The organism is Amycolatopsis sp. NPDC049688, assembly GCF_040674975.1.
Taxonomy (GTDB): Bacteria; Actinomycetota; Actinomycetes; order Mycobacteriales; family Pseudonocardiaceae; genus Amycolatopsis.
Genome location: NZ_JBFANY010000010.1, coordinates 73,098 through 97,741, shown reverse-complemented (window position 1 = coordinate 97,741; position 24,644 = coordinate 73,098). Strand labels below are relative to the sequence as shown.

The following is a 24,644-nucleotide window of genomic DNA, read 5'->3' as shown; positions in this document are numbered from 1 at the left end:
GCGAATGCGGGCGGCTTGCGAACATCACGGCGTGAAGAGCGCGGAACGGCAACGGGTCATCGTGGAGCGGCTGCGCGACGCCGACCAGGTCGGCGTCGCCGAGCTGGCCGAAGCGACCGGCGCCTCGGAGATGACGGTCCGCCGCGACCTCGACCAGCTGGCGTCCCGGGGCGTGCTGCGGCGGGTGCACGGCGGCGCGGTCCCGGCCTCGCCGTCGGGGATCGAGCCGCCGTTCGCGGCGCGGGCGACGGCCGCGATCGCGGCGAAGCGGGCCATCGCCGCCGCGGCGGCCGAGCTGATCCGCGACGGCGAAACGGTCGTCCTCGACAGCGGTACCACGGCGCTGGAGCTGGCGCGGCTGCTGCGCGGGCGCCCGGTCACCGTGATGCCGCTGTCCCTGCACGCGGTCCGGGAACTGGCCGAGGACCCCGGCGTCCGGTTGCTGCTGCCCGGCGGCGAACCGCGGCCGGGGGAGCAGGCCCTGGTGGGGCCGCTGACGCTCGCGTCGCTGCGGGCGCTGCGGTTCGACGTCGCCGTGCTGAGCCCCTGCGCGTTCGGGCTGGACGCCGGGCTCACCGCCTTCGACCTCGGTGACGCCGAGGTCAAGCAGGCCGCCCTCGACGTCGCGGCCCGCGCGATCGTGCTCGCCGACGGCGCCAAGTGGGGCCGCGCCGCGCTCGCCCACGTCTGCCCGGCCGACCGCGCCGATGTAGTGATCACCGACCCGGGAGCGCCCGAGGACCAGCGTGCCGCGCTGGCCGACCGCGGCGTCCTCGTGCACGTCGCCGTTCCCTTGGAGAGCCGATGACCGTCCTGCCCCGCCCGCGTGCCGCCCGGTTCGCGACCTTCATGTTCTTCGGCCTCAACGGCTTCGCGATGGGCATGTGGGTGGTGCACATCCCGAACGTCGAGCGCGCGACGGGCATCTCGCACAGCACGCTGGGCGCGCTGCTGCTGGTGCTCGGCGGCGCGGCGTTCGCCGGCATGCAGGTGGCCGGCCCGCTCGTCGACCGGCTCGGGCACCGGCGGATGGTCCCGGCGGCCGGGATCCTGATGGGCCTCGCGGTGTGCGCGCCCGGGTTCGCGAACTCGTGGTGGGCCCTGGGCCTGTCGCTGGCCTTCTTCGGCTTCGGCAACGGCGCGATCGACGTCGGGATGAACTCCCACGCGGTCGTGGTGGAGCGGGCCTACCCGCGCCCGATCATGGCGGCCTTCCACGCGATGTGGTCGATCGGCGGCGCGATCGCCGCGGTCATCGGCGCGGCGACGCTCGGTGCGGGCGTCCCCACCGGCGTCACGCTCACCGGCACCGGCCTGCTGTGCGTGCTGCTTTCCGTGCTGTCGGCGCGGTTCCTGATGGAGCCGGCCGAGGCACCGGCCGCCGCTTCCGTTGCCGACGCCGCCGCGCCGGCCGTCGCGCGCCGCACGCCGGGCCGCCTGGTCTGGCTGCTCGGTCTGCTGGCGCTGGCATTGATGCTGTCGGAGGGCGTGGCGAACGACTGGGCCGCACTGCACATGGAGAAGGTGCTGGGCACTTCGGCGTCGACGGCGGCGCTGGCCTACGGCGCGTTCGCGGTGGCGATGACGACCGGCCGGTTCCTGACCGACCGCGTCGCGGCCTGGGCGGGCCCGGCGGCGATCGTCCGCTACGGCGCGCTGCTGGCGGCGATCGGCCTGACGACGGCCGCCGCGGCCCCGTGGGTGCCGGTGTCCCTGATCGGCTGGGCGGTGTTCGGGCTGGGCCTGTCGGGCGGCGTCCCGCAGCTGTTCACCGCGGCGGGCAACCTGGACACCCGGGCGTCGGGCGCGTTGATGGCCCGGGTGGTCGGCCTCGGGTACGTCGGGCTGCTGGCGGGCCCGGCGCTGATCGGCGGGCTGACGCGGTGGATGCCGCTGAACGTCACCTTCGCGGTGCCGGTGGTGCTGTGCGTGCTCGCGGCGGCGTTCGCCGGCGTGCTGACCCCGGAACCGGAACCGGCGGAGCAGCCCGTCGGCTGACCTCCGCTATCGGTGGTGGGCCACGGTCTCGTGCGCCCGGTCCGCGCCGGTGGCCGGTTCGGTGTGGATCACCACCGCGGTCAGCCGCGGGATCGTGTGCAGCAGGCGGTGTTCCACCTCGTGCGCCAGCGCGTGCGCGGCCTCGACGGTCAGGTCCGCGGCGACCGTCACCGCCAGCTCGGCCCGCAGGTGGTGCCCGATCCAGCGCATCCGCAGGTCCCGCGCGCCGAGCACGCCGCCGACCGTGCGAGCCGTGCGTTCGGCCAGCTCGACCGACGCCGGGTCGACGGCGTCCAGCAGCCGCCGGAACACCTCCTTCGCCGCGTCGCGCAGGACGAACAGGATCGCCACCGTGATGCCGAGCCCGACGATCGGGTCGGCGGCCGGGAAACCGAACGCCACCCCGGCCGCTCCGGCGACCACGGCCAGCGACGTGAAGCCGTCCGTGCGCGCGTGCAGCCCGTCGGCGACCAGGGCGGCCGAGCCGATCTCGCGGCCGATCCGGATCCGGTACCGCGCCACGAGTTCGTTGCCGGCGAACCCGATCACGCCGGCGACGGCCACCACCCAGGGGTGCGCGACCGGCTGCGGATCCAGCAGCCGCCGCACGGATTCGCAGCCGGCGACCGCCGCCGAAGCCGCGACGGCGAGCACGACGGCCACCCCGGCGAGGTCTTCGGCGCGGCCGAGCCCGTAGGTGTAGCGCCGCGTCGCCGCCCGCCGGCCGAGCAGGAACGCGATGCCGAGCGGCACGGCGGTCAGCGCGTCGGCGAAGTTGTGGACGGTGTCGCCGAGCAGTGCGACCGAGCCGGTGACGACCACGAGCACCAGCTGCGCGACGGCGGTGACGGACAGCGCGGCGAACGACCACACGAGCGCCCGCATCCCGCGCCGGCTGGTTTCGAGGGCGTGGTCGACGCGGTCGGCGCTGTCGTGGCTGTGCGGCCGCCACCGGGAGTGGCGGTGTCCGTGTCCGTGTCCGTGTCCGGTCATGGCACGGAGACTACCTGCGCAGGCACGCAGATACGCAAGTAGTAAGGTCATGGCCATGCACACGTCGCTGCCGGACTTCGACATGCCCACCGACGAGCAGGTCCACCTGGCGGCGGAGTCGTTCCGGCTGCTGGCCGACCCGACCCGGATCAAGGTGCTGTGGGCGCTGCTGCAGGGCGAGTCCTCGGTGGCCTGCCTGGCGGACCTGGCCGGCGCGGCCCCGACGGCGGTGAGCCAGCACCTGGCCAAGCTCCGCCTGGCGGGCCTGGTGAAGGGCCGCCGCGAAGGAACGTTCGTCTACTACTCGGCGGCCGACAACCACGTCCGCGGCCTGCTGGCCCAGGCCCTGCACCACGCGGACCACGTGGACCGCGACATCCCGTCGGGCGACCACGCCCACCACCCGCGGTCTAACTGATCGGTTCCTGCAGCTCCGTCACCCAGCCCGCCGGGTCCGCGGGGCAGTCCAGGTAAACCTCCCGCTGCGGCCCGGCCGACCGGCAGCCGTGGTCGTCGATCCAGCGGACCACCGCCTGCCAGCTCGGCAGGACGCCGTCGATCGCGCCGCGGTGGACGAGCGTCGCCGCGTGGACGGCCGGCAGGTCCGCCACCGTCAGCCCGTTCAGATCGCCGGCCCCGACCGAGGCCGGGACCGCGGCGTGCACGACGACTTCGTCCTCCGCGCGCTGCTCGTAGTAACAGACCAGCCGGCCGGCGGGGGTGACGTCCGCCTGCGGAAGGCGGTGACCGAGCTCCGCGCACAGCGGGTGGACGACCGGCCCGATCGCCTCCGGCGCGAAGCCCGCCGCGATCCCCGTCAGCTCCACCACCCGCATCGCGGGTAGCTCCTTGACGACGACGTCGTGCGCGGGCGGCCGGCCTTCCGCCTCGATCGTCCGCAGCCGGGCCTCGACCTGCGCCAGCCGGGCCGCGCTTTCGGCCAGTGCGGCTTCCAGTTCCGCGCGCCGCAGCGCCAGCATGCCGCGCACCTGCTCGACCGTGATCTCCTCGGCCAGCAGCGTGGCCACCTGCTCCAGGGTGAACCCGAGGTCCTTGAGCGCGACGATCCGGTTGAGCCGCGCCAGCTGGCCCGCGGTGTAGCTGCGGTAGCCGGTCGCGGGGTCGACGCGCGCCGGGCGCAGCAGCCCGAGTGTGTCGTAGTGCCGCAGCATCCGGACCGAAACCCGGCCGTGGCGGGCGAAGTCACCGATCGAGAACACGGCCCGATCCTGCCGGAGGCGGGACGAATCCGCCCACGATGTCGGCGGCGAGGTCCGCGAAGGTGATCGCGGTGTCGTCTTCGTGCGCGGGCCCGACGACCTGCAGCCCGGCCGGCAGCTCTCCGCCGATCGGGGCGCTGACCGCCGGCAGCCCGGGCAGCGACGCCTGCGCGATCCAGAACACCTGGTCGTCGTAGCGGTGCCGGTCGTCGTGGGCCGGCGCGGTGGTGAACACCGTCGGGCAGAGGAAGACGTCGACGTCGGCGAAGTACCGGGCCCAGGCTGCTCCCAGATCCGCCCGCCGCCGCTCCTGCTCGGCGGCACCGGCCAGGTCACGGCCTTCCTGGCTCGCGAAGAACAGCTCCACCTGGAAGCCGAACGCCTCGGCCTGTCCGGCCGGGTCGACGTCCGGCGGCCAGCCCTCGAGAACCTGCACCCCGGCGCGGGCCAGAGCGTCGACGGCGTCCGACAGCGCCGCACCGACTTCGCCGGTCACCGGGCAGGCCGGGTCGTCGAGCACGACACCGGCGCGGAATTCCCCGAGCCGGGACCGCCGTGGGGGCCGCAGCGCCCCGCCGGTGACCTCCAGGGCGACGCGCAGGTCGGCCGCCGAGCGGGCCAGCGGACCGACCGCCGAGGGGAACTCCCGCGCGAGCGGCTTAGGCGGCCCCGGCGGCTGGAACCCCCGCAGCGGCACGGTGCCCGGCGTGGGCTTGAGGCCGTAGACCCCGCAGTAGGCGGCCGGAATCCGGATCGAACCGGCGAGGTCGGAGCCGTATTCGAGGGAGGTCAGGCCGTCGGCGAGCGCGGCCGCGGCGCCCCCGCTCGAGCCGCCCGGTGTCCGGGTGTGGTCCCTCGGGTTGAGCGTCCGTCCGTACAGCGGATTCTCAGTCCGGCCGAAGTCGGCGAGCAGGTGGTGCACGTTCGACTTGCCCACGACGATCGCACCCGCGGCGCGCAGCCGTTCGACGACCGCCGCGTCCTCGTCCGCGACGCAGTCCGCGAACGCCGGCTCGCCCCACGTCGTCGGCAGGCCCGCCACGGCGAAGGCATCCTTGATCGTCATCGGGACGCCGTGCAGCGGCCCACGGGCGACCGTTCGATCGGCCTCCGAAGCGGCTTCCAGCGCGGAGTCACGGCAGGTCTCGACGACGGCGTTGACGGTGGAGGCGTCGATGCGGGCGAAGAGCTGCTCGGTCAGGTCACGCGACGAGAGCTCGCCGCGGCGGATTCCGGCGGCCACGTCGGTCGCGGTGCGGAAAGGCGTCATGTGGTCCGGGATAGAGCCTGACACGGTGTCAGGGTCAACCGCACGGGGTAGCCCTCCAGGTGATCGCCGTCCGAACCGCGGGCGGCGCCGTTGGCGGAGGGAAGTCCGATGTCGACCGCACCCCCGGTGTCACCCGAGCCCGTCCAGCCCGAGCCCGCCGTGCCGGAACCGGGCACCCCCGCGCCGGACCTGCCCCTTCCCGACCCCGGCGTGCCCGTCCCCGATCCGCTGCCGCCGGAGCCGAAGCCCGGACCCGAACGCGAGTAACTACGAAGCCGAGATCATATGAGTTCCATATGATCTCGTGTACCGTCGCGGGCATGACAACAGCGCAGAACTACCGGCGGATGGTGAACGCCGGCAACCGGATCGTCATGGGGCTGCAGCGGCTCGGCATCGCCTTCGGCCCGATGCAGCTGCTCACCGTGCCCGGACGCCGCACCGGCGTACCGCGCACCTTCCCCATCGCCGTCATCCCCATCGAAGGCGAGAGCTACCTCTTCCAGGCCTATCCGAAGGCGGCCTGGGTGGCGAACGTGCGGGCCGCGGGCGAGGTGACGCTCACCCGCGGCCGGCGCTCGTCGAAGGCACGGCTGGCCGAGCTGCCCGTCGAAGAGCGGCGGCCCATGCTGCGCCGGCTGGTCGAAACCAGCCCGCCGAGCGTGGGGAAGCGGTTCGTCACGACCGGCCTCGCGGACGCGCCCACGCCGGACGCCGTCGCGGCGGCTGCGGAGCGCATCGCGGTCTTCCGTGTCGAACGCGTCTGAGTCAGCGGCCTTCGAGCACGCGCAGCAACCGCCCGGCGGCGCGACGTGCGGCGGGTCCCGGGGTGATCGTCCGCTCGCCGTCCGGCTGGGTCGCCGGTGCCCCGGCGATCAGCTCCACCAGCGCGACGGCGAGCTCGCGGACCTTGACGTTGAACTCCTGGCTCGCCCGCCGCAGGGTGCTCCACGCTTCGTCGGGGTCACAGCGCCGCAGGGCGATGATGATGCCCTTGGCCTCCTCCAGTGCCGCTCGTGACTGCAGGAGGTCCAGCATCTGCTCGGTGCGATCCGGCTGTGCGGCCTCGGCGACGACCAGGGTCACCGCGGCGAGCCGTTCGTACCGCCGCAGCACGTTCACCGTCTCCTCGGTGGCGGGGCGGTCGAGCGTCACCGACAGGACCAGGAGCCCGTCGGTGTCCCAGGTGGCGGGCAGCGCCGCGACGCCACGGACACGCGGCCAGTCCGCCGCGAACCCGGGGTGGCGGTCGAGCATGCCGGTGAGCGTGAGGCCGGGCCAGCGGTCGTCGGCGAAGACGTCGGCGGTCACCACCGGCACGCCGGTGCGGCCGGCGACCGGGACCGGGCCGCCGGACCCGGTCAGCTGCGCGGGCACGAAAGCCGTGGAGATTCCGTACGTGGCCGCCGCGGACAGCACGCCGCCGCGCGGGTGCACCGACACCGCCGCGCCGAGGGTGCCCGGCACGTCGGCCGCGATCCGGGCGAGCAGTTCCTCCAGCAACGGCGTCGCCGCGGACGTCGTGGGTGTTCCGGTCACCGCAAGCCCTCCTCGGCGCGGTGGCGGCGGGGGCCGGGCGCGCGCCCGGCCCCCGCCTTCGTCGGGGTCAGGCCTGGATCTGCTTGTGGTCGCCGGCGCCGTCGATCTCGATGCGGCGCGGCTTCGCCTTTTCGACGATCGGGATGCGGACGGTCAGCACCCCGGCGTCGTAGTTCGCGGTGATGTGCTCGGTGTCCAGGGTGTCGCCGAGGAACAGCTGGCGGGAGAACACGCCGAGCCGCCGTTCGGAGACGTGCATCCGGACGTCGTCACCCGTCGGCAGGGGCCGTCGTTCGGCCTTGACGGTGAGAACGTTGCGCTCGACGTCCAGCTCGACGGCGCCGGGATCGACGCCGGGGAGGTCGAAGCACACCACGAACTCGTCGCCGGCGCGGTAGGCGTCCATCGGCATCGCGGCCGGTTTCGACCAGGTGCCGGCGCCGAAGACCTGCTGGGCGAACCGGTCGAGGTCGCGGAACGGGTCGGTGCGCATCAACATCGGGATCCACCTCCTGGAATCTGACAGCACTGGTGTCAACACGCGCTTCTGTTCTAGCATGTCGTCAAAACGATGACAAGAACCAGGTCGTCGAAAGGATGACGATGGACGGAACCGATCCCGCCGGCGCGCTCCGGCGGATCCACGAGGTCGTCGCGGGCGCCCGGGCCGGCGCGGCGGACCGGGACCAGTTGCTGACCGCGTTGTCCGGCCTGCGCCTGCTGCGGGAGGAGCTCGCGAGCTGGGAACCGGAGCTGATCACGGCGGCCAGGGCGGCCGGCACCAGCTGGGTCGCGCTCGCGCCCGCGCTGGGCGTCGCGAGCCGACAGGCCGCGGAACGCCGCTACCTGCGGCTGCAGCCGTCGCACACCGGCGAGACGACCGGCGAGGCACGGGTCGACGCCGAACGCGACCGGCGGGCGGGCGACCGGGCCGTCGCCGACTGGGCCCGCCGCAACTCCGCGATCCTGCGCCGGATCGCCGGTCAGGTCAGCGCCCTCGACGGCCTCGGCCCGGCCGCGCAGGAGAGCGCCGACCGCATCGGCGCGGCCCTCGGCGACGACGACCCGGCGACGCTGCTCCCGCCGCTGGCCGCCGCCCGGCCGCACCTGACCGGCCCGCACGCGGGACTGGCCCAGGAACTCGGCGAGATCTCGGCCCGCACCGACCAGCTCCGCCGCGACGCCGCCGGCAACCGCCGCTCCCGCGACTGACGCCGGGTTTGCCCGGCTCCCGGCCGGGCACCCGCTGCGGGAGCGACGGAAGGACGGTGCGCCATGACCGCCACACCCCCGGATCCGGACCCCCGCCGGACGCCGGACCTGGAACCCGGGGGCGGGGTGCCGCCGGGCAGCACCCCGCCGGACTCCGCCCAGACGTCGGGGCTGTCGCACCCGCAGCCGATGCCGTCCAAGGCGATGCCGGTGCTGTGGCTGGTCCTCACCGGCGTGCTCGTGCTGATGGTGGCCGCGCTGGTGCTCTCGCTGGCCGTCGGCTGGCTGCGTGTCTGAGACCGCGGGAGAACGGGTACCAGCCGGGCATGGACGAGACTCCCGACCGGACGGAAACCCGCGCCGAGCTGCTGCCGGAAGAGCAGGCGGTCGACAGCGCGGACCCCGAGGGCCAGGCCCGCGAGGTCCTGCGCGACTCCGACCGCCGCACCGAACACCCTGAGGCGACGCTGGGCCGCCGCAAGCCCGAAGACACGGTCTAGCCGGCGGACACCGGCGTCAACCGCGCCTCCGTCCGCTTCTCGCCGCGCAGCAGCAGCACCGCGCCCAGGCCGCACACGGAGACGACGGCGAAGAAGTAGAAGCCCCACGGATAGGCGACCCCCGCGGTCACGAGCGCGCCGGTGACGAACGGGCCGAGGATCGACCCCAGCCGCCCGACCGCCGACGTCAGCCCGAGCGCGGTGCCCCTGGCCTGCGCCGGGAACGCCTGCGCGACGTAGCCGTAGATCAGCACCTGCGCGGAGAACACGAACACCCCGGTCAGCAGCACGACCGTGTTGAGCAGCACCGCGTTCCCGATGCGCAGGCTCAAGGCCGCCAGCAGGACGGCTCCGGCGCCGAACCAGATGCGCGCGATCGGCCGGATGCCGAACCGGTCGGCGATCGTGCCGGCCAGCACCAGCCCGAGCACCGCGCCGATGTTGAGCACCAGCAGCAGCGTGATCGACGTCGAAATCGGGTAGCCCGCGGTGCGCATCAGCTGCGGTAGCCAGGTGTTGAGCCCGTAGACCAGCAGCAGTCCCATGAACGAGCCGGTCCACACGGCGATGCTGATCCGCCGGAACCGGGCGCCGAGCAGGTCTCGCAGGCCCACCCGCTCCGCCGTTTCGCGGGCCTCGAGGTAGGCCGCGGATTCCGGCAGCTTCCACCACATCAGCGGCACGGCCAGCAGGCCGACGATGCCGCCGCCGTAGAACAGCAGGTGCCAGTCCTCCTTCGCGGACAGCGCGAGGACCGACGTCAGCACCGCGCCGACGTGGTAGCCGGTCATCGTGTACGTGCTCGCGCTCGCCCGGCGCCGCGCGGGCAGGTTCTCCGACATCACGGTGAGCGCCACCGGCATGCACGCGCCGAGACCGAGCCCGGCGGCGAACCGGAAGACGCCGAAGGTCGCGACGTTCGGCGCAAGTGGCGTCAGCAGGGTGAACAGCGAGAACAGCAAAACCGAGCCGATCAGCATCACGCGGCGGCCGAACCGGTCGGTGAGCGGCCCGAGGCAGGCCGCGCCGACGGCCACGCCGATCAGCGACACCGTCGCGACCAGGGTCGCGCCGGCCGCGGTGAAGCCGAGGTAGCCGCTCTTCAGCAGGGTCGGGATGGTGGCGCCGAGCGCGACCAGGTCGTAGCCCTCGAGCAGGACGGTCAGCCAGCAGAGGACCGCCGTCCACACGGGACGGGTGGGAGACGTCGTCATTGCCGTGCTCCTTCTAGAAGGGGTAACCCGCGATGTCCGCGCGGACGGTCAGCCACTGCGTCTCGGTGAAGGCCTCGATGTTGGCCTTCGCCCCGCCGAAGCGGGAGCCGTTGCCGGAGTCGCCGACCCCGCCGAAGGGGGCGGTCGGCTCGTCGCCGACGGTCTGCTCGTTGATGTGCACCTTGCCCGAACGGACCTCGTCGGCCAGCTTCATTGCGGTGCCGACGTCGCCGAGGATGCCGACGGACAGGCCGTATTCGGAGTCGTTGACCAGCCGCGCGGCCTCGTCGAGGTCGCGGTAGGCGCGCACCGGCGCGACCGGGCCGAAGATCTCCTCGCGCCAGGCCGGGGTGCTGTCGTCCAGTCCGGTGAGGACGGTCGGCGGGTAGAACGGCGCGTCCGGCTTGCCGCCGGCCGGCACCTGCGCGCCCGCCGCCACGCTGCGGTCGACGACGTCGGTGACGTGCGCGAGCTGCCGGTCGTCGATGATCGGGCCGAGCGCGACGTCGCCCGTGGCCGGGTTGCCGACCGGCAGCCGGCGCGCCTTCTCGGCGAGGGCTTCGACGTATTCGTCCACTTGGGACTCGTGGACCAGGTGGCGGCCGGTGGTCATGCAGATCTGGCCCTGGTGCAGGAACGAGCCGAACGCACCGGCCGAGGCCGCCTTGGCGACGTCGGCACCCGGCAGCACGACGAGCGCGTTGTTGCCGCCCAGCTCCAGGTGCACGCGCTTGAGCGAGCGCGCGGCAGCCTCGCCGACCTTCCGCCCGGCCGCGGTGGACCCGGTGAACGACACTACCGACACCTCGGGCGCGTCGACCACCGCGGCGCCGACGGCGGCGTCCCCGGGCAGCAGGTGCAGCAGACCATCCGGCAGGCCGGCCGCCTCGAAGACGCGCAGGATGCTGACGCCACCGGACACCGCGGTGCGCAGGTCGGGCTTGAGCAGCACGGCGTTGCCGAGCGCGAGGGCGGGCGCGACCGAGCGGATCGCCAGGATCAGCGGGAAGTTGAACGGCGAGATCACCGAAACCACGCCGGCCGGCATCCGGCGGGCCAGCGACCAGCGCGGTTCGCCGGTGCTCAGCACCTCGCCGAGGGGATGGGTGGGCAGGGCGGCGGCCTCGAAGCAGATGCCGGCCGCCATTTCCGTCTCGATCCCGGCCTTGGGCCGCGTCGATCCGGCCTCGCGGACGATCCAGTCCTGCACCTCCGCGGCGTGGGCCTCCCACAGCTCGCCGGCGCGGCGCAGCACGGCGGCGCGTTCGGCGGGCTTGCGCCGGGCCCAGTCGCGTTGCGCCTCCGCCGCGGCCGTGGCGGCTTCGGCGACGTCGATCGGTGTCGCGATGCCCACGTGGCCCAGGGTGTCGCCGGTGGCCGGCTCGACGACCGGGTGGGTTCCGCCGGTACCGCCGTGGAATTCGTGCTCGAGCAGGGTCATGATCACTCCGGGGAGGTCGGTTCGGTGTCGACCTGGATCAGCCGCGGGCCGTCCGGGATCGTCTTGAGCTGGGTGCGCAGGTGGTCTTCGTCGGTGACGGTGGTGGCTTCGACGCCGTAACCGGCGGCGATGGCCGTGAAGTCGAGCCCGGGGATCTCGGTGCCGGGCACGTCCGGCGTCCCGAGCAGCTCGCCGAACCACCGCAGCGCGCCGTAGACGCCGTTGCGCAGGATCACGAAGGTGACCGGGACGCGGTAGTGCGCCGCCGACCACAACGCCGTGATGCCGTAGTTCGCCGAGCCGTCGCCGACGACGCCGACGACCGGGCGGTCCGGGTCGCCCATCGCGACGCCGACCGCGGCGGGCAGCCCGAAGCCGAGCCCGCCGGCGGCCGGGAAGAAGTACGAGCCTTCGCGGCGCAGGTCCATCTGCCGCCACCAGGCCGAGTTCGTCGACGTCGACTCGACGACGTAGCGCGTGTCGCCGGCCTGGGTATCGCGCAGGGCGGCGAAGACCTGCTCCGGGTGCAGCGCCTTCTCGCCTGTCCGGGGTTCCGGGTTCTCGACGTAACCGCGTGCTGTTTCCTTGGCGGGGATCTTCTTCAGCAGCGCCTCGATCACCGGCGCCGGATCGGCGACCAGCGCTTCGCCCATCGGCGCCCGGGCCGCGGCGCCGAAGTCGTCGGTCACCTGGATCAGCCGGGTGCCCGCGGGCAGGAACCGGCCGGGGACGTGCTGGTGGTAGCGAAACACCGGCGCGCCGAGCACGAGGACGACGTCGTGCCCGGTCAGCGCGGCCGACACCGGCGCGATGCCGGCCGGCAGCACGCCGCGGAAGAGCCGGTGCCGGTTGGGGAAGGGCAGCCGGTGCGGCGAGGGCGCCACCCACGTCGGCAGGTCCAGGTGCTCGGCCAGGGCGACGGCCCGGTCGAACAGGCCACCGGCGTCGACGTCGCCGCCCAGGACCAGGGCCGGGTTCTTCGCCGCGGCGATGGTGGCGACAAGCTCGTCGAGCTGGGCTTCGGTCGGGGCGAGACCCGCCCGGACCTGCCGGTCGATCACGGCGTTCTCGTCCAGCTCGGCGGCCCAGTCGTCGTAGGGCACCGAAAGGTAGGTGGGGCGCCGGTTCAGCTCGGCCTCGAACACCGCCTGCGCGAGCGACCGCGGGACGTCCGCGGCGCAGCTCGGCTCGCCGGCCCAGGCGACCAGGGGGCGCATCAGCTGAGTGGCTTCGGTGTTGGCGAGCATCGCCTCCAGCCCGATCGCGGTCCGGACCTGCTGGCCGGCGGTGAGCACCAGGGGAGTGCGCGAGTGGACGGCGTTGGTCAGCGCGCCCATGGCGTTGCCCGAGCCGGCGGCCGCGTGCAGGTTGACCAGCACCGGGCGGCCGGTCGCCTGGGCGTACCCGTCGGCCATCCCGACGACGACGCCTTCGTGCAGGCCGAGGACGTACCGGAAGTGCTCGGGCAGCTCGGCGAGGAACGGCAGCTCGTTCGAGCCCGGGTTGCCGAAGATGGTGGTCAGGCCACGGCGGTCCAGGAACTCGTGGGCGAGCCGGCGGGCGGTGGGCATCGGTGGGGCCTCCTCGAAGTCGGACCGACCCTATGGAGCTGCGCGCCTGTGTTCCAATAGATGTTGGCTCGTTGCTTCATCGATGGGATCGATAATGCAGGACTTCGACCTGAACCTGGTGCGCACGTTCGTGCTGCTCTACGAGACCCGCAGCGTGACCGCGACGGCCGAGGCCCTGCACGTCACCCAGCCGACGATCAGCTACAGCCTGCAGAAGCTGCGGCGCCGGTTCTCCGACGAGCTGTTCCGCCGCACGGGCGGCGGCCTGGAGCCCACGACGACGGCCCGCGCGCTGTACGAGCCGCTGCACGGGGCGTTGTCGGAGATCGAGGCGGCGGTGAGCGGCGCGTGGTCGTTCTCGCCGTCGACGGCGCGGGCGGCGTTCACGCTGTGCCTGTCGGACCTGGGGGAGATCTCGCTGCTGCCACGGCTGATGGCGGCGCTGCCCCCGGTGGCGCCCGGGGTGACGCTGACCGTCCGCCCGCTGGACGTCGACCGCGCGGCGGACCAGCTCGGCCGCGGCGAGATCGACGCGTTCATCGCGTCATCGCTGATCAGCTCGCAGCGCGTCGCCCGCATCCCGTTGTTTTCCGAGGGCTACCTGGGGATGGTGGCCGCGGACCACCCGCGGCTTTCCTCGGCGGTCTCGTTCGGCGAGCTGGCGGCGGAGCGCCACGTGACGGTGTTCGGCCCGACGGGCCACGACGGTCCCCGCCGCGCGCTGGAGGCGTGCGGCCTGCTGGACCGCGTGGTCCTGGAGGTGACGCGCTTCGCGGCGCTGCCGTACCTGGTCCAGGACGGCGAGCTGGTGGCGATGGTGCCCCGGCTGGTGGCGGAGATGTTCGCGGCCGAGCACCGCGTCCGCCTGTTCGAGCTGCCCCTGGAGGTCGAGCCGGCCCAGGTGTCGGTCTACACGCGACACACGCACGCGCGCAGCCCGGCCCAGCACTGGCTGGTGGGCTTCATGCGCTCGGTGCTGGGCTAGGGCGTCTTGCAGCTCGCGCCGTTGAGGGTGAACCCGGTGGGGGGAGGGTTGCCGCGGTCGAAGGCCCCGTTGAAGCCGATGTCGACGGTCGCGCCGGGGGCGAGGGTGAGGTTGTAGGAAACCGCTTTCATGGTGACGCGCGAGCCGCTCTGCGAGTAGTCGCCGTTCCAGCTGTGCGTGACCCGCTGCCCGGCGGTGAAGGTCCAGGTGACGGTCCACGGCGAGAGCGTCTGGCTGCCGGTGTTGGTGACGGAGACACCGGCGGTGAAGCCGTTGTTCCACTGGTCGGTCACGGTGTACCGGACGGAACAGGCCGCGCTTTGGACGGGCGGCGGAGGGGCCTGTGAGGTCTTGGGCGCCGCAGTGGTGCTCGTGGGCGTGGCCTCGGCCTCGGAGGACGTCTGCCGAAGCACGGTGGGCACCGGCGTCGCACTGGCGGCCGAGGGCCGGCTGGAGGCGGGAGGGGTGGTGGTGGCGGGCGCCAGCGAATCAGGAGCCAAGGCGGCCTGCCGCCCAGGGGAGCTCTCGGAGGTGACGGCGATGATCACCAGGCTCCCGACGACCACAACGGCCCCACAGAGCGCCGAGACCCACCGAATCCGCCGCCCGGCCCGCTGCTGAGCAGCGGCGGCCTCCCGCGCCCGCTGCTCGAGCCGTTCCCGGTAGCCGACGCCGGTGTCGTCCTCCCGGACCCGCAGATCGGGAGCGGACCCCAGCAGCGACCGCGGAGTGGCCCCGGTCTCCCGCAGAAGATCATCAACGGAGAAGTGCTCATCGGACGGCCAACCGGCGCGCGCCATAACGAAACCTCCAGTCCCCGAGGCGCTCGACGCGCGGGCTTGCGGCCGAATCCTAGGAACCGGCGACGGTCTTGTAAACCACGTGATCCCGGTGCTCAGTGGGGTGGCTGCCAGGAAGTTTCCGGCGCCTGGATCGATGCAGGAGGGTTAAACTTGCCGATCATGCCAGAGGGGTGGGGGGTGTGGATCCGGACCCCCCTGAACGAGGGTGGGGTGGGGCCGTATACTCTTTCTTCAGCAGGTCCGAGTGGCGGAATGGCAGACGCGCTAGCTTGAGGTGCTAGTGCCCTTAACGGGCGTGGGGGTTCAAGTCCCCCCTCGGACACAAATACGTGGGAGATCTCCCAAACCACAGAGTAGTCGACCCGCCACGGCGGGTCTTTCTCGCGTTCGGCTCCTGTCGATCTCGGCTAGGCTGACCTTGACCGCGCCCTCCCTTCGCGCAGCATGTCGGGGAGGTGTCGCATGACCGGCATCCCCTCCTTGGGCCTGCCCGGCCGGATCACCGCGCCGGGCCCGGAACGCGTGGTTTCGTCTCCTGTCCCGATGGACTTGCCGTCGTTGCGTGATCTCCGTGCGGCGGACGGTCCGCGGCTGTCGATCGCGCTGATGGACGGGGGAGGGCGGTTGCAGGACCGTGGCGCCGTCGCGGCGCTCGGCTGGAGGCCAGGTGACCGGCTGCTGATCACTCTCGTCCGGACCTCGGTGGTGATCCGCCGGCGTCCGGACGGGGTGTTCGTCATGCCCCGCAAGCCCTACGTCGCCCTTCCGGCTCCGGTGCGCCGCGGCTGCGGAGCCCTGGCGGGCAGCCGGCTGTTGCTGGTCGCCGATCCCGTCCACGACGTGCTCATCGTTCACCCGGAAGCTGCCGTGCAGGCGATGCTGCGCGCCTTCCACACTTCGCTGGCCGCCCCCGAGGAGGCGTCATGAGCGTGACCACTCAAGATCTCGAAGCGGCGCGGCTGCTGTTGTCGCGCCTTGGCGTGGACCCTGCCGACCTCATCGGTGACGCACCCGGCGGCGACGCCGACGGCGATCGTCCGCCGATGCCGACGCTCGGCGAATGGATCCCGGTCGTCGCCGACCTGGTATCGCCCAGCACGGCCAGCTCCTACGGGTCGTACTGGAAGAAGGCCGAAGCCATGTGGGGTGCGCGGCCCATGGACACGATCACGGCCACTGAGATCAAGGCGATGGCCGAGCACGTCCGCAGCACCGCCCGTGTCCGCCGCAACTCCCGCGGCGGCCGCAACGCGGCGGAGAACTTCATCGCCGCCATGCGCTGCCTCTACAAGCACCTAGTCAACGACGGGCGCCTCGACGAGCGCGCCAACCCCGCCATGCGGGTCACCAAACCACGGCGCAACGCCTCCACTCGCCGGGCCCTCGCGTCCGACCGGGTCGGCGAACTCAACGACATCGTTTCCAGCACCGGCGATGACCCGGAGCTGGATGCGCTGATCTGCCGGCTGCACGAGGAGAGCGCCTGCCGACGTGGTGGCGCGCTCGCCTTACGCCGGCGCGACCTGGACCGAAGTCAGTGCACGATCCTGCTGCGGGAGAAGGGTGAGACCGAACGCTGGCAACCGGTGTCACCGACCCTGATGCGGCACCTCCTTGCCCACTTCGACGAGCGGGGCGACGGCAACCCCGAAAGTCAGCTGCTGCGCTACGCCAACGGCAAGCCGATCACCAAGCGCCGCTACGACTACATCTTCGGCCGTGTCCAGAACGAGTTGGACTGGGCCAGGGCGCTCCAGGTCAGTGCCCATTGGCTGCGCCACACCACACTGACCTGGGTCGAACGCAACTTCGGCATCGGCGTCGTCCGCGCCTACGCCGGACACGCCGAGTCCGGCAGCGACCTGACGACCACCACCTACGTCAAGGCCGACATCAGCGAAGTCGCCGAAGCGCTGGCCGCGCTCACCGGTGAGCCGCATCCGTTGGCACCGGCTCGTTCACAGCAGCCAGTTAGGGAGTGATCGCAGCGGGCGCAGTCACGCAGACTGCCTCCGCCTCACGCTTCATCGACCGAGGTCCTCGGATGTGGCGGCCAGCCTGTCGTGGTAGGCCGCGAGCATCGTGTGGAGGACATGAAGCGGGTAGATGACCAGGAGGTCGTGGTCGAGCACGGAGGCAAGCAGAACCTGGTCGCCGGTGCGGATGCGACACCGTGCCCGCAACCGTGCTGGCAAGGTAAGATTCAGCGTCTGCGGCACGAATGCCGTCGTCGGTTTCTCGGCGGGCGCCACGATCAGCAGACCCGAGGACGCCGAGAAGCGCAGTGCACGCCCTGGAATCCATTCCAGCTGCTGGAGCGCTATCCGTGCCGCCACGACGCCGTTTCCGCCGACCTTCACCAGGCTGAATGCGACCGAACCGCCGTCCACCAGCGGGCCGAGGTCGGCAACCGGCAACGGGACCACAGGCTCGGTGCTGCGCCGTTTCTCAGGAAGGAGCAGCGACGCGACGATCTTGTCCCCGGCCTTCTTCGATGTGGAGGGCCACGCTTCAGCAGGCGCAGCAACGGTTGGACGCCTGAGGTGGCTCCCGGCTCGGCTCCCTCGATGGTGTGACATGACTATTCCCAGAGTGTCTCGCAGTGGGAGGGCGAGGCGAGGCAGCGTTCAACGGTGCTATCGCGCCGAACTAAACATCATCGAGTGTAGCCGTGACCGCTCACCAGACGGCCAGAACGATTGGTGACTGCTGCCGGAATCTGACCGGAGCCACTCGCCGTCTGGCAGCCCGATGAGTCGGAGGCTTCGGCCATGCTGCAGATCGCTACTGCTCGAGCGTGGCGGCTCGCCACCGGCGTTCGTGCCAAGCGCGCAGCGGACATGCCGGGACAGTCTGAGCCTCGGCGAGGCTTCGCTAAGCAGCTTCGAAGACCAGTGGTATCTGAACCCGTTTTGGGGTGTCAGGTGATGCCAAGTGATGCCGGACAAGACCTTTTCGGCTGGTCAACGGCCATCACTTGTGTCGGACTATACCGCATTCTGTCGACGGGTACGAGATCTCTCGGGCACTTCTCGGGCACGTCCGTGCCGGATTCTGTCGAGCTGTTTGTGCAGGTGGTTCGTGGTTCGTGGTGTGGACGGCGGGGCAGGGTGGTTGCAGTGTTGAGCCCGAGCGGGGGACGTGATCCGGTGCTTTCGGCGGTGACGCTGATCGTGGGGGTCGTCGTGGCTCTGACTTTCTTCTTCGGTTTCGGGAACGTGCTGACGTTGGCGCTTCGGCTGGGGGTGCCGGTCTGGGTTGCGCCGCTGGTGGCGCCTGCGGTGGATCTGTCGGTGGTCGGGTTGCTGATCGCCATTCGGTCCCTGTCGATGCGGGGCGCTCCCGTTGAGGTGATCCGGCCGGCTCGGCGGCTGTTGTTGGCCTCAAGCGTGGTGACGTTGGCGTTGAACGTCGCGGAGCCGTTGACCGCTGGTGAGGTGGGGAAGGCGTTGTTCGATGCGGTGGGTCCGCTGTTGTTGATCGGCTGGTCGGAGGTGGGACCGGTCTTGCTGCAGGCGCTGGCCTCTGCCTCAGTCACTGGGCGTGCGAGCGTCGTTGCCCAGACTGCAGACTCGGACAGCAATTCGGCGGAACGGGCAGAAGGCGTGAGCGCGGATGCCGAGTTGCTGGAGCGGGCGCGATGCGAGGATCGGCGACATCGTGAGCTGTATCAGCGTCCGGTCTCTGCCGAGAACCTCCGGAAGGCACTGGGCGTAGGTGCAGAGCGTTCGCGCACCTTGGTGAAGCTAGTACGTGCCGGGAGTGCAGTATCTCAGCGTAGCGTGAATGAATACTTAAAGTAGTCGCGCTGGATGTTCTGATGACGCTGTCCTGGCAGTGTCATCAGATCGCGGTGTCGAGTGGTCGCCGACGTCTTTCCCGGCCTCCTGGTGGCCGGGCCGTGTCCGCGAGCGACCGGGTCAGCGGCATTAGAGCGCGTTGTAGCAGTTCAGGCAGCGCGACCGATATAGCTCTTGCTCGAAGGGCTCAACGAGGGGTTCGGTGTGATCGAATCAGTGGAACTGGTGGTCGCGGCGTTGGCTGCCGGTGCGGTGGCAGGCACGCGTGAGACGGCATCCACCGCGGTGAAAGACGCGTATTCCGGAGCGAAGACGCTGGCCCTGCGAGTGTTGCGCCGCGTGGAGCCGGTACCGAGCGCCATGGTCGAGGCGGTCGAGACTGACGCGATCACGACGGCCGACGACGAGGCGGGGGTCTCACAGCGACGGGAACTTGCGGCCGCGTTGACCGCGGCGGATGCGGGAGCCGACGACGAACTGGTAGCCGCAGCACTCAAGGTTCTTGAGTTGGCTGATCGCGCCGGGAGCCAGGTGAAAAAGTACCGGGTCGTCCTGCACGGCAACAAAGGTGTGCAAGTGGGCGACGGCAACATCCAGAACAACACCTTCAACTGACCGAGTTGTCGATGTCTGCAAACCAACGCGATGGAGAGCCGGCGAGCGTGGTCAGCGACAGCAAGGGGGTGGTGGTAGGTCGGAGAAATATTCAGAACAACAACTTTTTCAGTCTCTGGCCTTCCCGTCGGTTCGTCGCACCGGAATTCTCTCCGGTTCCGGATCTGGCTGGCCGGGCGAGCGAGCTCGCTGCCCTGGCGGACGCTTTTGCAGGCAACCTGTCGAGGCCGACGGTCCGAGTTCTCACCGGCGAGAACGGTGCGGGCAAGTCGGCGCTGGCCGCGGCCCATGGTCGTCGTCATCATGACCGTTACGGCTCGATGGTGTGGATTGATGCCCGCGACCCCGATCAGATCGCCGAGCTATGCCGCAACGTGCTGAACGTGGTGGCTCCGGGAGAAGCCGACGTTGACAACCCCGTGGACGTGCTGTTGCACGGTTACTTGGCAAATCAGGACAAGCGGTGGCTCCTGGTTCTGGACGACGTCCGGCACCCGAATCTGATCCGGCGACTGATCCCGGCCGCCGGGTCGGGCGACGTGATTGTTACGAGCGCGGCTACCGGATGGCGTGACCATGTCGCCATCGACGTCGGACCGCTTGACTTCGAGGCGGCTACCAGTCTTCTGCTGCCTCCGGCGGGAGCCTCGCCCGAGCCAGCAGCTCGGGCGCTGGCCGCCTTTCTCGGGGGCTCACCACGGGAGCTGATCCGGGCTCGCGAGACTTTGTCGGCCAACCCGGCTGTCGACTGGACGGACTACCTACGACTGGACTCGACGGGGCAAGCCGACACCTACGCCCCGAACTCCGACCATGCGGCGCAGGTGACGGGCAGAGCTCATCGAAACTGCGTGGCCGCCGGATCGCTGCAGGAAGGCCATCAGGAGCTGTTCGTGGTCGATCGCGACCGTCGGCTGGTGCACCGGTGGAACGACCTGGACCAGCCGCACGGCCCAAAGGCGCGGTCGGGCTGGTCGCGCTGGTGGCTGATGAACGAGCCCGAACCCGTGCAGCGCGTCGCCTGTTCCAGCTTGGACGCCGGACACCTGGAAGTCTTCGCCGTCACCGATGATCAGGGCTTGATCCACCGCTGGCGCGAGGGAAGCCCGGCTCGGTGGTCGCCATGGCGGGTCCTTGCCACCCCTGGCAAGATCATCGCACTCGACGTCGGCTCGGCCCGGGACGGCTCCCAAGATCTGTTCCTGGTGACCACTGACGGTCACGTGTACACGCGGAGATTCGATCGCGATCGCGGGGACTGGACGGGGTGGGTGGATTTCGGGGCTCCGGAGCCTGTTGTCGGAGTGGCTTGGTCTGGGATGAACCGGTCCCGCGGTCATCGCGAGTTGTTCGCCGTCACCAAGAACGGGCGTGTTCTACACCGATGGAACCACCTGGACGCCGGCGAGGACTGGAGTGACTGGGCCGATATGGACGCTCCAGGCCGCGTCCGCAGCGCCACCGCCGGATCGCCTCGGCGAGCACAACAAGACTTGATCGTCGTCTTGGGAGACGGCACTGTCTTCTCCCGGCGATACGGCCGAACCGGCCACGAGTGGGATCCCGAGTGGACATCGATGTCCGCCCTGGAACCCATCGTCGCCATCACGAGCTCGTCACTGACCACAGGACATCTTGAACTGTTCGCGACCACCGTCCACGGCGCCCTGCTGCACCGCTGGTACTGGGCCGGTACGGGATGGACGGAATGGGAGCCGTTCGAGCTGGCGCCCCAGGCTCCATGAGTCGCGCTATGGCTCGGGCCCTGACCGACCCAGTGTCCGGCCGTCGCCGAGGGGCGGACGTTGGGGATGTCGGTGGCTCGGTGTGGCTTGTAGCGGTCTGCTCGGTTCAGCCGATACTTGTAGCTGACAGTCCGGGTCCAGGCGAGGGGGAAGGTGTGATCGAGGCGGTGGAGTTGGTGGTGGCTGCGCTGGCGGCCGGTGCTGCGGCAGGTGCGGGTGAGACGGCATCGACGGCAGTCAAGGACGCCTACGCGGGGGTGAAGTCCCTGGCTGTGCGAGTGCTGCGCCGCGCGGAGCCGGTGCCGGCCGAGGTCGTGGAGATGGTGGAAGCCGACGCGATCACGTCGGCCGGGGACGTAAGCGGCACTGCAGGGCGACGTGTGCTCACCGCTGCGTTGACCGCAGCGGACGCCGGAGCCGACGAGGAGCTGGTGGCGGCGGCCCTGAAGGTGCTGGAGCTGACCGAACCCGACGGGACCCACGCGGGCAAGTACCGGCTCTTGCTGCACGGCAACAAGGGTGTGCAGGTGGGCGACCACAACACCCAGACCAACACCTTCCACTGACCCGGCCCTTGAAGCCCACCGAACCGCCGTCCCCGGACCCGGAACCTCCGGACCCTGTCGGCTCGGCGCAGCCCGTGCGCGAGGTGAACAACAGCCAGGGTGTGCAGGTCGGCAATAACAACACCCAGCACAACTACACCGTCACGCGGGCTCCACTGCCTGCGATCGAGTCAGTGCTGGCGGCGCCGGGCCTGTCCCGTATCCCTCCCGACACGGCACTGTTCGTGGGTCGCACGGGCGAGCTGGACCAGCTCGACGAGGCGCTGCGCGGGGCTGAGCGAGCGGCGGTGGTCGCTGTACACGGTCTGGGTGGAGTGGGCAAGAGCACGCTGGCGACCCGGTTCGCACACCTGCACGCCGACCGATTCGGGTTCCGGTGGTGGATCAGCGCAGACTCTGCGGCAGCTCTCGACAGCGGTCTGGCTGAGCTGGCCGAAACCCTCCAGCCGGCCACTGCGAATCTGCCGGTGGAGCAGCGCAGTGCCCTGGGTGTGCGTTGGCTGGCCACCCATGAAGACTGGTTGCTGGTGCTGGACAATGTGACTACTCCGCAGGATGTGGCGAGTTTATTGAGCCAGGTGCGGACAGGCACGATAGTGATCACCAGCCGTCAGCGCTCGGGATGGCGAGCTGGGGAAACGGTGCCGCTGGACGTGCTCGCCGAGGACGAGGCAGTGCATTTGCTGGCCCGGATCGTGCGGTCGGAGTGGCCGGAGGCTGACCTGACCGGCGCGGACCGGTTGTGCAGCGAGCTGGGCTGGTTGCCGCTGGCGGTCGAGCAGGCGGGCGCCTACCTTGCCCAGACCCGGACCACCCCCGCCGCTTATCTGGACTTGCTGGGGCGGTTTCCGGCGCGGATGTTCACCGCCTCAGCGGAGGGCGGTGACGCGCAGCGGACGATGGCGAGGGTTTGGCACGTCACCCTCGACCGCCTGGCCGACACCCCCGAGGCTGGGCGGGTGCTGCGGCAGCTGGCCTGGTTCGCCCCGGATGCCATCCCCCGAGACTGGCTGACCGGTGAGGTAGGGGAACCGGATCTTTCCGAGGCGCTGGGCCGTCTGGCCGCCTACAGCATGGTCACCCTGACCGGGACCGCTGTGGCCGTGCATCGTCTGGTTCAGGCGGTCACCCGCACACCTGACCCGACCGACCCGCACCGTCAGCCCGCCGACATCGCCACCGCCCGCGACAACACCGCGACCTCTCTGGCAGCTGCCCTCAACGAGCTAGACCCACGCAATCCCGCGGACTGGCCTGCCTATCAGACGGTCTTGCCCCATGCGCGGGCTCTGCTGGAACACACCACACCCGACGCCGACACCACCCACACCAGCCGACTGCTCAACGACCTGGGTCTCTACCTCACGGGGCAGGGTCATGTGGGCACTGCCCATGGTTACTTCACCCGGGCATGCGACAGTTACGAACGTATCCATGGCGTCGACCACCCGAACACGCTGATAGCGAGGAACAACCTGGCGGGCGCCTACGAGTCAGCCGGGGATTTGGAGCGGGCGATTCCGCTTTACAATGCCATCCTTGCGGTTCGGGAACGGGTACTGGGACCAGACCACCCGGACACATTGATCTCGCGGAACAACTTGGCTTATGTTTACCGAGTGACGGGGAATTTGGAGCGGGCGATTCCGCTGTTCGAGGCCAGCCTCGCTGATCGGGAACGTGTGCTGGGGGCCGACCATCCGGACACGCTGACCTCGAGAAACAACCTGGCCTACGCCTACCGAGAGGCGGGTGATCTGGGGCGCGCGATTCCGCTGTACGAGGCGACCCTCGCCGATCGGATACGGCTATTGGGACCCGACCATCTCGACACACTAATCTCGCGGAACAACCTGGCGAGCGCCTACGATTTGGCGGGTGATCCGGGACGGGCGATCCCCCTGTACAAGGCCATCCTCGCGGACAGTGAGCGGATTCTGGGACTCGACCACCCGAACACACTGATCTCGCGAAACAACCTGGCTTACGCCTACGAGTCGGCGGGTGATCCGGGGCGGGCGATCCAGCTGTATAAGGCCACTTTCACCGACAGTGAGCGGTTGTTGGGACCTGACCACCCCACGACCCGGGCTGTCCGCTCAAACCTTGACAGGACGCAATCGACCTGAAGGCGTTACCACGCGGTGGGTTAGGGAGCCGCCTTGGTGCCGGAAGATGTTCGGGCCGAACTCGCCGCTGGACAGGTGCGGGATGAGGTGCCCGCCATCCACGAGGGTTTCGTCCGAAGCCGCCGGCAGTCGGTATCCGCTGATAGGAGACACCGCTTTTGGTGATCGTGGTCGGCATCAGCGCCCCGGCATTGGTGAAGGACGCCCAGACCGCACTCGGACTGCACCCGAGTTCCCACGCCCCTGGTCCCGACGGCAACGACGCGGTGAAGAAGATCCTGGGGTCGGTTACCGGCGTCGCCATTGGTGTGGCCGAGCTGCGAAACCGCTACGGGACCGGACATGGTGCGGCCGGAACTCGCACTGGGCTGGGAACACGACACGCGCACCTCGCGGTGAACGCCGCCTTCACCTGGTGCCAGCTGATGCTCGACACACTCGGCGACCAGCAGGCGCTCTGGGGAGGACCTCGCCGTGACCGCCGGGCGGCGCGACCAGGGTGACCGCGCCACCGCATGGCGGCGTAGAAGTGCGCGACGGGACGTGGTCGCGTCGAACTCCGCTGAACTACGCTGTCGGAGCATCTGGAGGTCGAACCGCGCTTCCGGCAACACCCGTAGCGATCTTCGCGCCGTCGACGATTACTCTGCAACGAACACGGCGGCGAAGTGTCGGCTGGGGAGGTCATATGAGCGGGCTTGGTCGTCGCATCTGGTGGTCGGGAGGCATGGCTGCTGTTGGTCTGGCGCTCTGGGGAGCGTGGCAGCTTGGCGCATTGAATTGGTTGTGGGAGGAAAACCATCCAGCTCGCCCGGTGGTTGAAGCGTTGAGCTGGGTTGCCGGTATCGTCGGACTGATTCTTGGGATGGTCACCCTGGTCGTCTCGCTGCGCCAGCTGCGCAGCCACCCTCCAGCTGCGGAGGGGGCTGCTCTGCGCCCGTCATCCAACTCGGCCGGAAAGTATGTGGTCGATGTTCAAGATAGCCGCGGTGTCCAGATCGGTGACGACAACGCACAGACCAATCACTTCGACCGGTAGTTCG

The 24,644-nt window shown here is 70.6% G+C and carries 28 protein-coding genes and 1 tRNA gene; 19 read left to right on the top strand and 10 right to left on the bottom strand.

Going from position 1 to position 24,644, the window contains the following annotated elements; all coding sequences use genetic code 11:
- Positions 1–31: 31 nt before the first annotated feature.
- Entirely contained in the window at positions 32–808 is a 777-nt protein-coding gene (locus AB0J55_RS28765; protein ID WP_364255059.1) for a DeoR/GlpR family DNA-binding transcription regulator, read from the top strand.
- Positions 805–1,998 carry an MFS transporter gene (locus AB0J55_RS28760; RefSeq protein WP_364255056.1) on the top strand — a complete coding sequence of 398 codons (1,194 nt, stop codon included), beginning with the start codon at positions 805–807 and terminating at the stop codon, positions 1,996–1,998. The genes AB0J55_RS28765 and AB0J55_RS28760 overlap by 4 nt, the downstream gene beginning before the upstream one ends.
- Positions 1,999–2,004: 6 nt before the next feature.
- Here the strand turns inward: AB0J55_RS28760 and AB0J55_RS28755 are convergent, their stop codons facing one another.
- Entirely contained in the window at positions 2,005–2,991 is a 987-nt protein-coding gene (locus tag AB0J55_RS28755) for a cation diffusion facilitator family transporter (protein ID WP_364255053.1), read from the bottom strand.
- A gap of 55 nt (positions 2,992–3,046) precedes the next feature.
- Between AB0J55_RS28755 and AB0J55_RS28750 the strand changes: the two genes are divergently transcribed.
- Entirely contained in the window at positions 3,047–3,409 is a 363-nt protein-coding gene (locus AB0J55_RS28750; protein WP_364255050.1) for a metalloregulator ArsR/SmtB family transcription factor, read from the top strand.
- Here AB0J55_RS28750 and AB0J55_RS28745 read toward each other — a convergent pair.
- On the bottom strand, positions 3,402–4,211 hold the full coding sequence (locus tag AB0J55_RS28745; protein WP_364255047.1) for a MerR family transcriptional regulator: 810 nt from the start codon (positions 4,209–4,211) through the stop codon (positions 3,402–3,404). The two genes, AB0J55_RS28750 and AB0J55_RS28745, sit on opposite strands and share 8 nt — an antisense overlap.
- Positions 4,195–5,481 carry an amidase family protein gene (locus AB0J55_RS28740; protein ID WP_364255044.1) on the bottom strand — a complete coding sequence of 429 codons (1,287 nt, stop codon included), beginning with the start codon at positions 5,479–5,481 and terminating at the stop codon, positions 4,195–4,197. The genes AB0J55_RS28745 and AB0J55_RS28740 overlap by 17 nt, the downstream gene beginning before the upstream one ends.
- 108 nt (positions 5,482–5,589) lie before the next feature.
- Here AB0J55_RS28740 and AB0J55_RS28735 point away from each other — a divergent pair, with 108 nt between their 5' ends.
- Positions 5,590–5,748, top strand: coding sequence for a hypothetical protein (locus AB0J55_RS28735; protein WP_364255041.1), 159 nt, complete (start codon positions 5,590–5,592; stop codon positions 5,746–5,748).
- A gap of 53 nt (positions 5,749–5,801) precedes the next feature.
- A complete protein-coding gene (locus AB0J55_RS28730) occupies positions 5,802–6,248 on the top strand; it encodes a nitroreductase family deazaflavin-dependent oxidoreductase (protein WP_364255038.1) in 447 nt (148 codons plus the stop codon).
- A 1-nt stretch (position 6,249) separates the two neighbouring features.
- On the opposite strand, the gene AB0J55_RS28725 is transcribed toward AB0J55_RS28730, so the two are convergent.
- Both AB0J55_RS28725 and AB0J55_RS28720 read right to left on the bottom strand, forming a co-directional pair.
- Positions 6,250–7,020, bottom strand: coding sequence for an ANTAR domain-containing protein (locus tag AB0J55_RS28725; RefSeq protein ID WP_364255035.1), 771 nt, complete (start codon positions 7,018–7,020; stop codon positions 6,250–6,252).
- A 67-nt stretch (positions 7,021–7,087) separates the two neighbouring features.
- Entirely contained in the window at positions 7,088–7,519 is a 432-nt protein-coding gene (locus tag AB0J55_RS28720; RefSeq protein WP_364255032.1) for an Hsp20/alpha crystallin family protein, read from the bottom strand.
- 104 nt (positions 7,520–7,623) lie between these two features.
- On the opposite strand from AB0J55_RS28720, the gene AB0J55_RS28715 reads away from it, so the two are divergent.
- From AB0J55_RS28715 to AB0J55_RS28705, 3 genes are all read left to right on the top strand, one after another.
- A complete protein-coding gene (locus AB0J55_RS28715; protein ID WP_364255029.1) occupies positions 7,624–8,232 on the top strand; it encodes an HSP18 transcriptional regulator in 609 nt (202 codons plus the stop codon).
- Positions 8,233–8,295: 63 nt separating this feature from the next.
- Positions 8,296–8,529 carry a DUF6480 family protein gene (locus AB0J55_RS28710; protein ID WP_364255026.1) on the top strand — a complete coding sequence of 78 codons (234 nt, stop codon included), beginning with the start codon at positions 8,296–8,298 and terminating at the stop codon, positions 8,527–8,529.
- A gap of 29 nt (positions 8,530–8,558) precedes the next feature.
- Positions 8,559–8,732: a hypothetical protein gene (locus AB0J55_RS28705; protein ID WP_364255024.1), complete on the top strand. Its 174-nt coding sequence runs from the start codon at positions 8,559–8,561 to the stop codon at positions 8,730–8,732.
- Here AB0J55_RS28705 and AB0J55_RS28700 read toward each other — a convergent pair.
- From AB0J55_RS28700 to mdlC, 3 genes are read right to left on the bottom strand one after another with little or no spacing between them, the layout of a single operon-like run.
- Positions 8,729–9,946: an aromatic acid/H+ symport family MFS transporter gene (locus tag AB0J55_RS28700; protein ID WP_364255021.1), complete on the bottom strand. Its 1,218-nt coding sequence runs from the start codon at positions 9,944–9,946 to the stop codon at positions 8,729–8,731. The genes AB0J55_RS28705 and AB0J55_RS28700 overlap by 4 nt on opposite strands.
- 13 nt (positions 9,947–9,959) lie before the next feature.
- Positions 9,960–11,387, bottom strand: a complete 1,428-nt coding sequence (locus AB0J55_RS28695) for a benzaldehyde dehydrogenase (protein ID WP_364255018.1) — start codon at positions 11,385–11,387, stop codon at positions 9,960–9,962.
- 2 nt (positions 11,388–11,389) lie between these two features.
- On the bottom strand, positions 11,390–12,958 hold the full coding sequence (gene mdlC / locus AB0J55_RS28690; RefSeq protein WP_364255015.1) for a benzoylformate decarboxylase: 1,569 nt from the start codon (positions 12,956–12,958) through the stop codon (positions 11,390–11,392).
- 94 nt (positions 12,959–13,052) lie between these two features.
- Between mdlC and AB0J55_RS28685 the strand changes: the two genes are divergently transcribed.
- Positions 13,053–13,943 (top strand): LysR family transcriptional regulator, encoded by an 891-nt coding sequence (locus AB0J55_RS28685; protein ID WP_364255012.1) that lies wholly within the window; start codon positions 13,053–13,055, stop codon positions 13,941–13,943.
- Here the strand turns inward: AB0J55_RS28685 and AB0J55_RS28680 are convergent.
- A complete protein-coding gene (locus AB0J55_RS28680) occupies positions 13,940–14,743 on the bottom strand; it encodes a cellulose-binding domain-containing protein (RefSeq protein WP_364255009.1) in 804 nt (267 codons plus the stop codon). The genes AB0J55_RS28685 and AB0J55_RS28680 overlap by 4 nt on opposite strands.
- 241 nt (positions 14,744–14,984) lie before the next feature.
- Between AB0J55_RS28680 and AB0J55_RS28675 the strand changes: the two genes are divergently transcribed.
- From AB0J55_RS28675 to AB0J55_RS28665, 3 genes are all read left to right on the top strand, one after another.
- Positions 14,985–15,068: transfer RNA gene (locus AB0J55_RS28675), tRNA-Leu, on the top strand.
- Between the two features lie 140 nt (positions 15,069–15,208).
- On the top strand, positions 15,209–15,673 hold the full coding sequence (locus AB0J55_RS28670) for a hypothetical protein (protein ID WP_364255006.1): 465 nt from the start codon (positions 15,209–15,211) through the stop codon (positions 15,671–15,673).
- A complete protein-coding gene (locus AB0J55_RS28665) occupies positions 15,670–16,728 on the top strand; it encodes a site-specific integrase (RefSeq protein ID WP_364255003.1) in 1,059 nt (352 codons plus the stop codon). Before AB0J55_RS28670 ends, AB0J55_RS28665 begins: the two co-directional genes overlap by 4 nt.
- 42 nt (positions 16,729–16,770) lie before the next feature.
- On the opposite strand, the gene AB0J55_RS28660 is transcribed toward AB0J55_RS28665, so the two are convergent.
- Positions 16,771–17,163, bottom strand: a complete 393-nt coding sequence (locus AB0J55_RS28660; protein ID WP_364255000.1) for a hypothetical protein — start codon at positions 17,161–17,163, stop codon at positions 16,771–16,773.
- Positions 17,164–17,907: 744 nt separating this feature from the next.
- On the opposite strand from AB0J55_RS28660, the gene AB0J55_RS28655 reads away from it, so the two are divergent.
- From AB0J55_RS28655 to AB0J55_RS28625, 7 genes are all read left to right on the top strand, one after another.
- Entirely contained in the window at positions 17,908–18,549 is a 642-nt protein-coding gene (locus AB0J55_RS28655; RefSeq protein ID WP_364254998.1) for a hypothetical protein, read from the top strand.
- Positions 18,550–18,750: 201 nt separating this feature from the next.
- On the top strand, positions 18,751–19,161 hold the full coding sequence (locus AB0J55_RS28650; RefSeq protein ID WP_364254995.1) for a hypothetical protein: 411 nt from the start codon (positions 18,751–18,753) through the stop codon (positions 19,159–19,161).
- Positions 19,162–19,208: 47 nt separating this feature from the next.
- Complete coding sequence (locus AB0J55_RS28645; protein ID WP_364254992.1) at positions 19,209–20,906, top strand: NB-ARC domain-containing protein; 1,698 nt, start codon at positions 19,209–19,211, stop codon at positions 20,904–20,906.
- A gap of 155 nt (positions 20,907–21,061) precedes the next feature.
- A complete protein-coding gene (locus AB0J55_RS28640; RefSeq protein ID WP_364254989.1) occupies positions 21,062–21,472 on the top strand; it encodes a hypothetical protein in 411 nt (136 codons plus the stop codon).
- 74 nt (positions 21,473–21,546) lie between these two features.
- Complete coding sequence (locus AB0J55_RS28635; protein ID WP_364254986.1) at positions 21,547–23,601, top strand: tetratricopeptide repeat protein; 2,055 nt, start codon at positions 21,547–21,549, stop codon at positions 23,599–23,601.
- 161 nt (positions 23,602–23,762) lie between these two features.
- Complete coding sequence (locus AB0J55_RS28630; RefSeq protein WP_364255564.1) at positions 23,763–24,104, top strand: abortive infection family protein; 342 nt, start codon at positions 23,763–23,765, stop codon at positions 24,102–24,104.
- 185 nt (positions 24,105–24,289) lie between these two features.
- Positions 24,290–24,640 (top strand): hypothetical protein, encoded by a 351-nt coding sequence (locus AB0J55_RS28625; RefSeq protein WP_364254983.1) that lies wholly within the window; start codon positions 24,290–24,292, stop codon positions 24,638–24,640.
- Positions 24,641–24,644: the final 4 nt, after the last annotated feature.

Excerpts from the sequence above, each read along its gene's own strand:
- AB0J55_RS28760 (WP_364255056.1), top strand. The coding sequence starts at position 805 with ATGACCGTCCTGCCCCGCCCGCGTGCCGCCCGGTTCGCGACCTTCATG.
- AB0J55_RS28755 (WP_364255053.1), bottom strand. The coding sequence starts at position 2,991 with ATGACCGGACACGGACACGGACACGGACACCGCCACTCCCGGTGGCGG.
- AB0J55_RS28750 (WP_364255050.1), top strand. The coding sequence starts at position 3,047 with ATGCACACGTCGCTGCCGGACTTCGACATGCCCACCGACGAGCAGGTC.
- AB0J55_RS28740 (WP_364255044.1), bottom strand. The coding sequence starts at position 5,481 with ATGACGCCTTTCCGCACCGCGACCGACGTGGCCGCCGGAATCCGCCGC.
- AB0J55_RS28735 (WP_364255041.1), top strand. The coding sequence starts at position 5,590 with ATGTCGACCGCACCCCCGGTGTCACCCGAGCCCGTCCAGCCCGAGCCC.
- AB0J55_RS28730 (WP_364255038.1), top strand. The coding sequence starts at position 5,802 with ATGACAACAGCGCAGAACTACCGGCGGATGGTGAACGCCGGCAACCGG.
- AB0J55_RS28720 (WP_364255032.1), bottom strand. The coding sequence starts at position 7,519 with ATGTTGATGCGCACCGACCCGTTCCGCGACCTCGACCGGTTCGCCCAG.
- AB0J55_RS28715 (WP_364255029.1), top strand. The coding sequence starts at position 7,624 with ATGGACGGAACCGATCCCGCCGGCGCGCTCCGGCGGATCCACGAGGTC.
- AB0J55_RS28710 (WP_364255026.1), top strand. The coding sequence starts at position 8,296 with ATGACCGCCACACCCCCGGATCCGGACCCCCGCCGGACGCCGGACCTG.
- AB0J55_RS28705 (WP_364255024.1), top strand. The coding sequence starts at position 8,559 with ATGGACGAGACTCCCGACCGGACGGAAACCCGCGCCGAGCTGCTGCCG.
- AB0J55_RS28700 (WP_364255021.1), bottom strand. The coding sequence starts at position 9,946 with ATGACGACGTCTCCCACCCGTCCCGTGTGGACGGCGGTCCTCTGCTGG.
- AB0J55_RS28695 (WP_364255018.1), bottom strand. The coding sequence starts at position 11,387 with ATGACCCTGCTCGAGCACGAATTCCACGGCGGTACCGGCGGAACCCAC.
- mdlC (WP_364255015.1), bottom strand. The coding sequence starts at position 12,958 with ATGCCCACCGCCCGCCGGCTCGCCCACGAGTTCCTGGACCGCCGTGGC.
- AB0J55_RS28685 (WP_364255012.1), top strand. The coding sequence starts at position 13,053 with ATGCAGGACTTCGACCTGAACCTGGTGCGCACGTTCGTGCTGCTCTAC.
- AB0J55_RS28680 (WP_364255009.1), bottom strand. The coding sequence starts at position 14,743 with ATGGCGCGCGCCGGTTGGCCGTCCGATGAGCACTTCTCCGTTGATGAT.
- AB0J55_RS28670 (WP_364255006.1), top strand. The coding sequence starts at position 15,209 with ATGACCGGCATCCCCTCCTTGGGCCTGCCCGGCCGGATCACCGCGCCG.
- AB0J55_RS28665 (WP_364255003.1), top strand. The coding sequence starts at position 15,670 with ATGAGCGTGACCACTCAAGATCTCGAAGCGGCGCGGCTGCTGTTGTCG.
- AB0J55_RS28625 (WP_364254983.1), top strand. The coding sequence starts at position 24,290 with ATGAGCGGGCTTGGTCGTCGCATCTGGTGGTCGGGAGGCATGGCTGCT.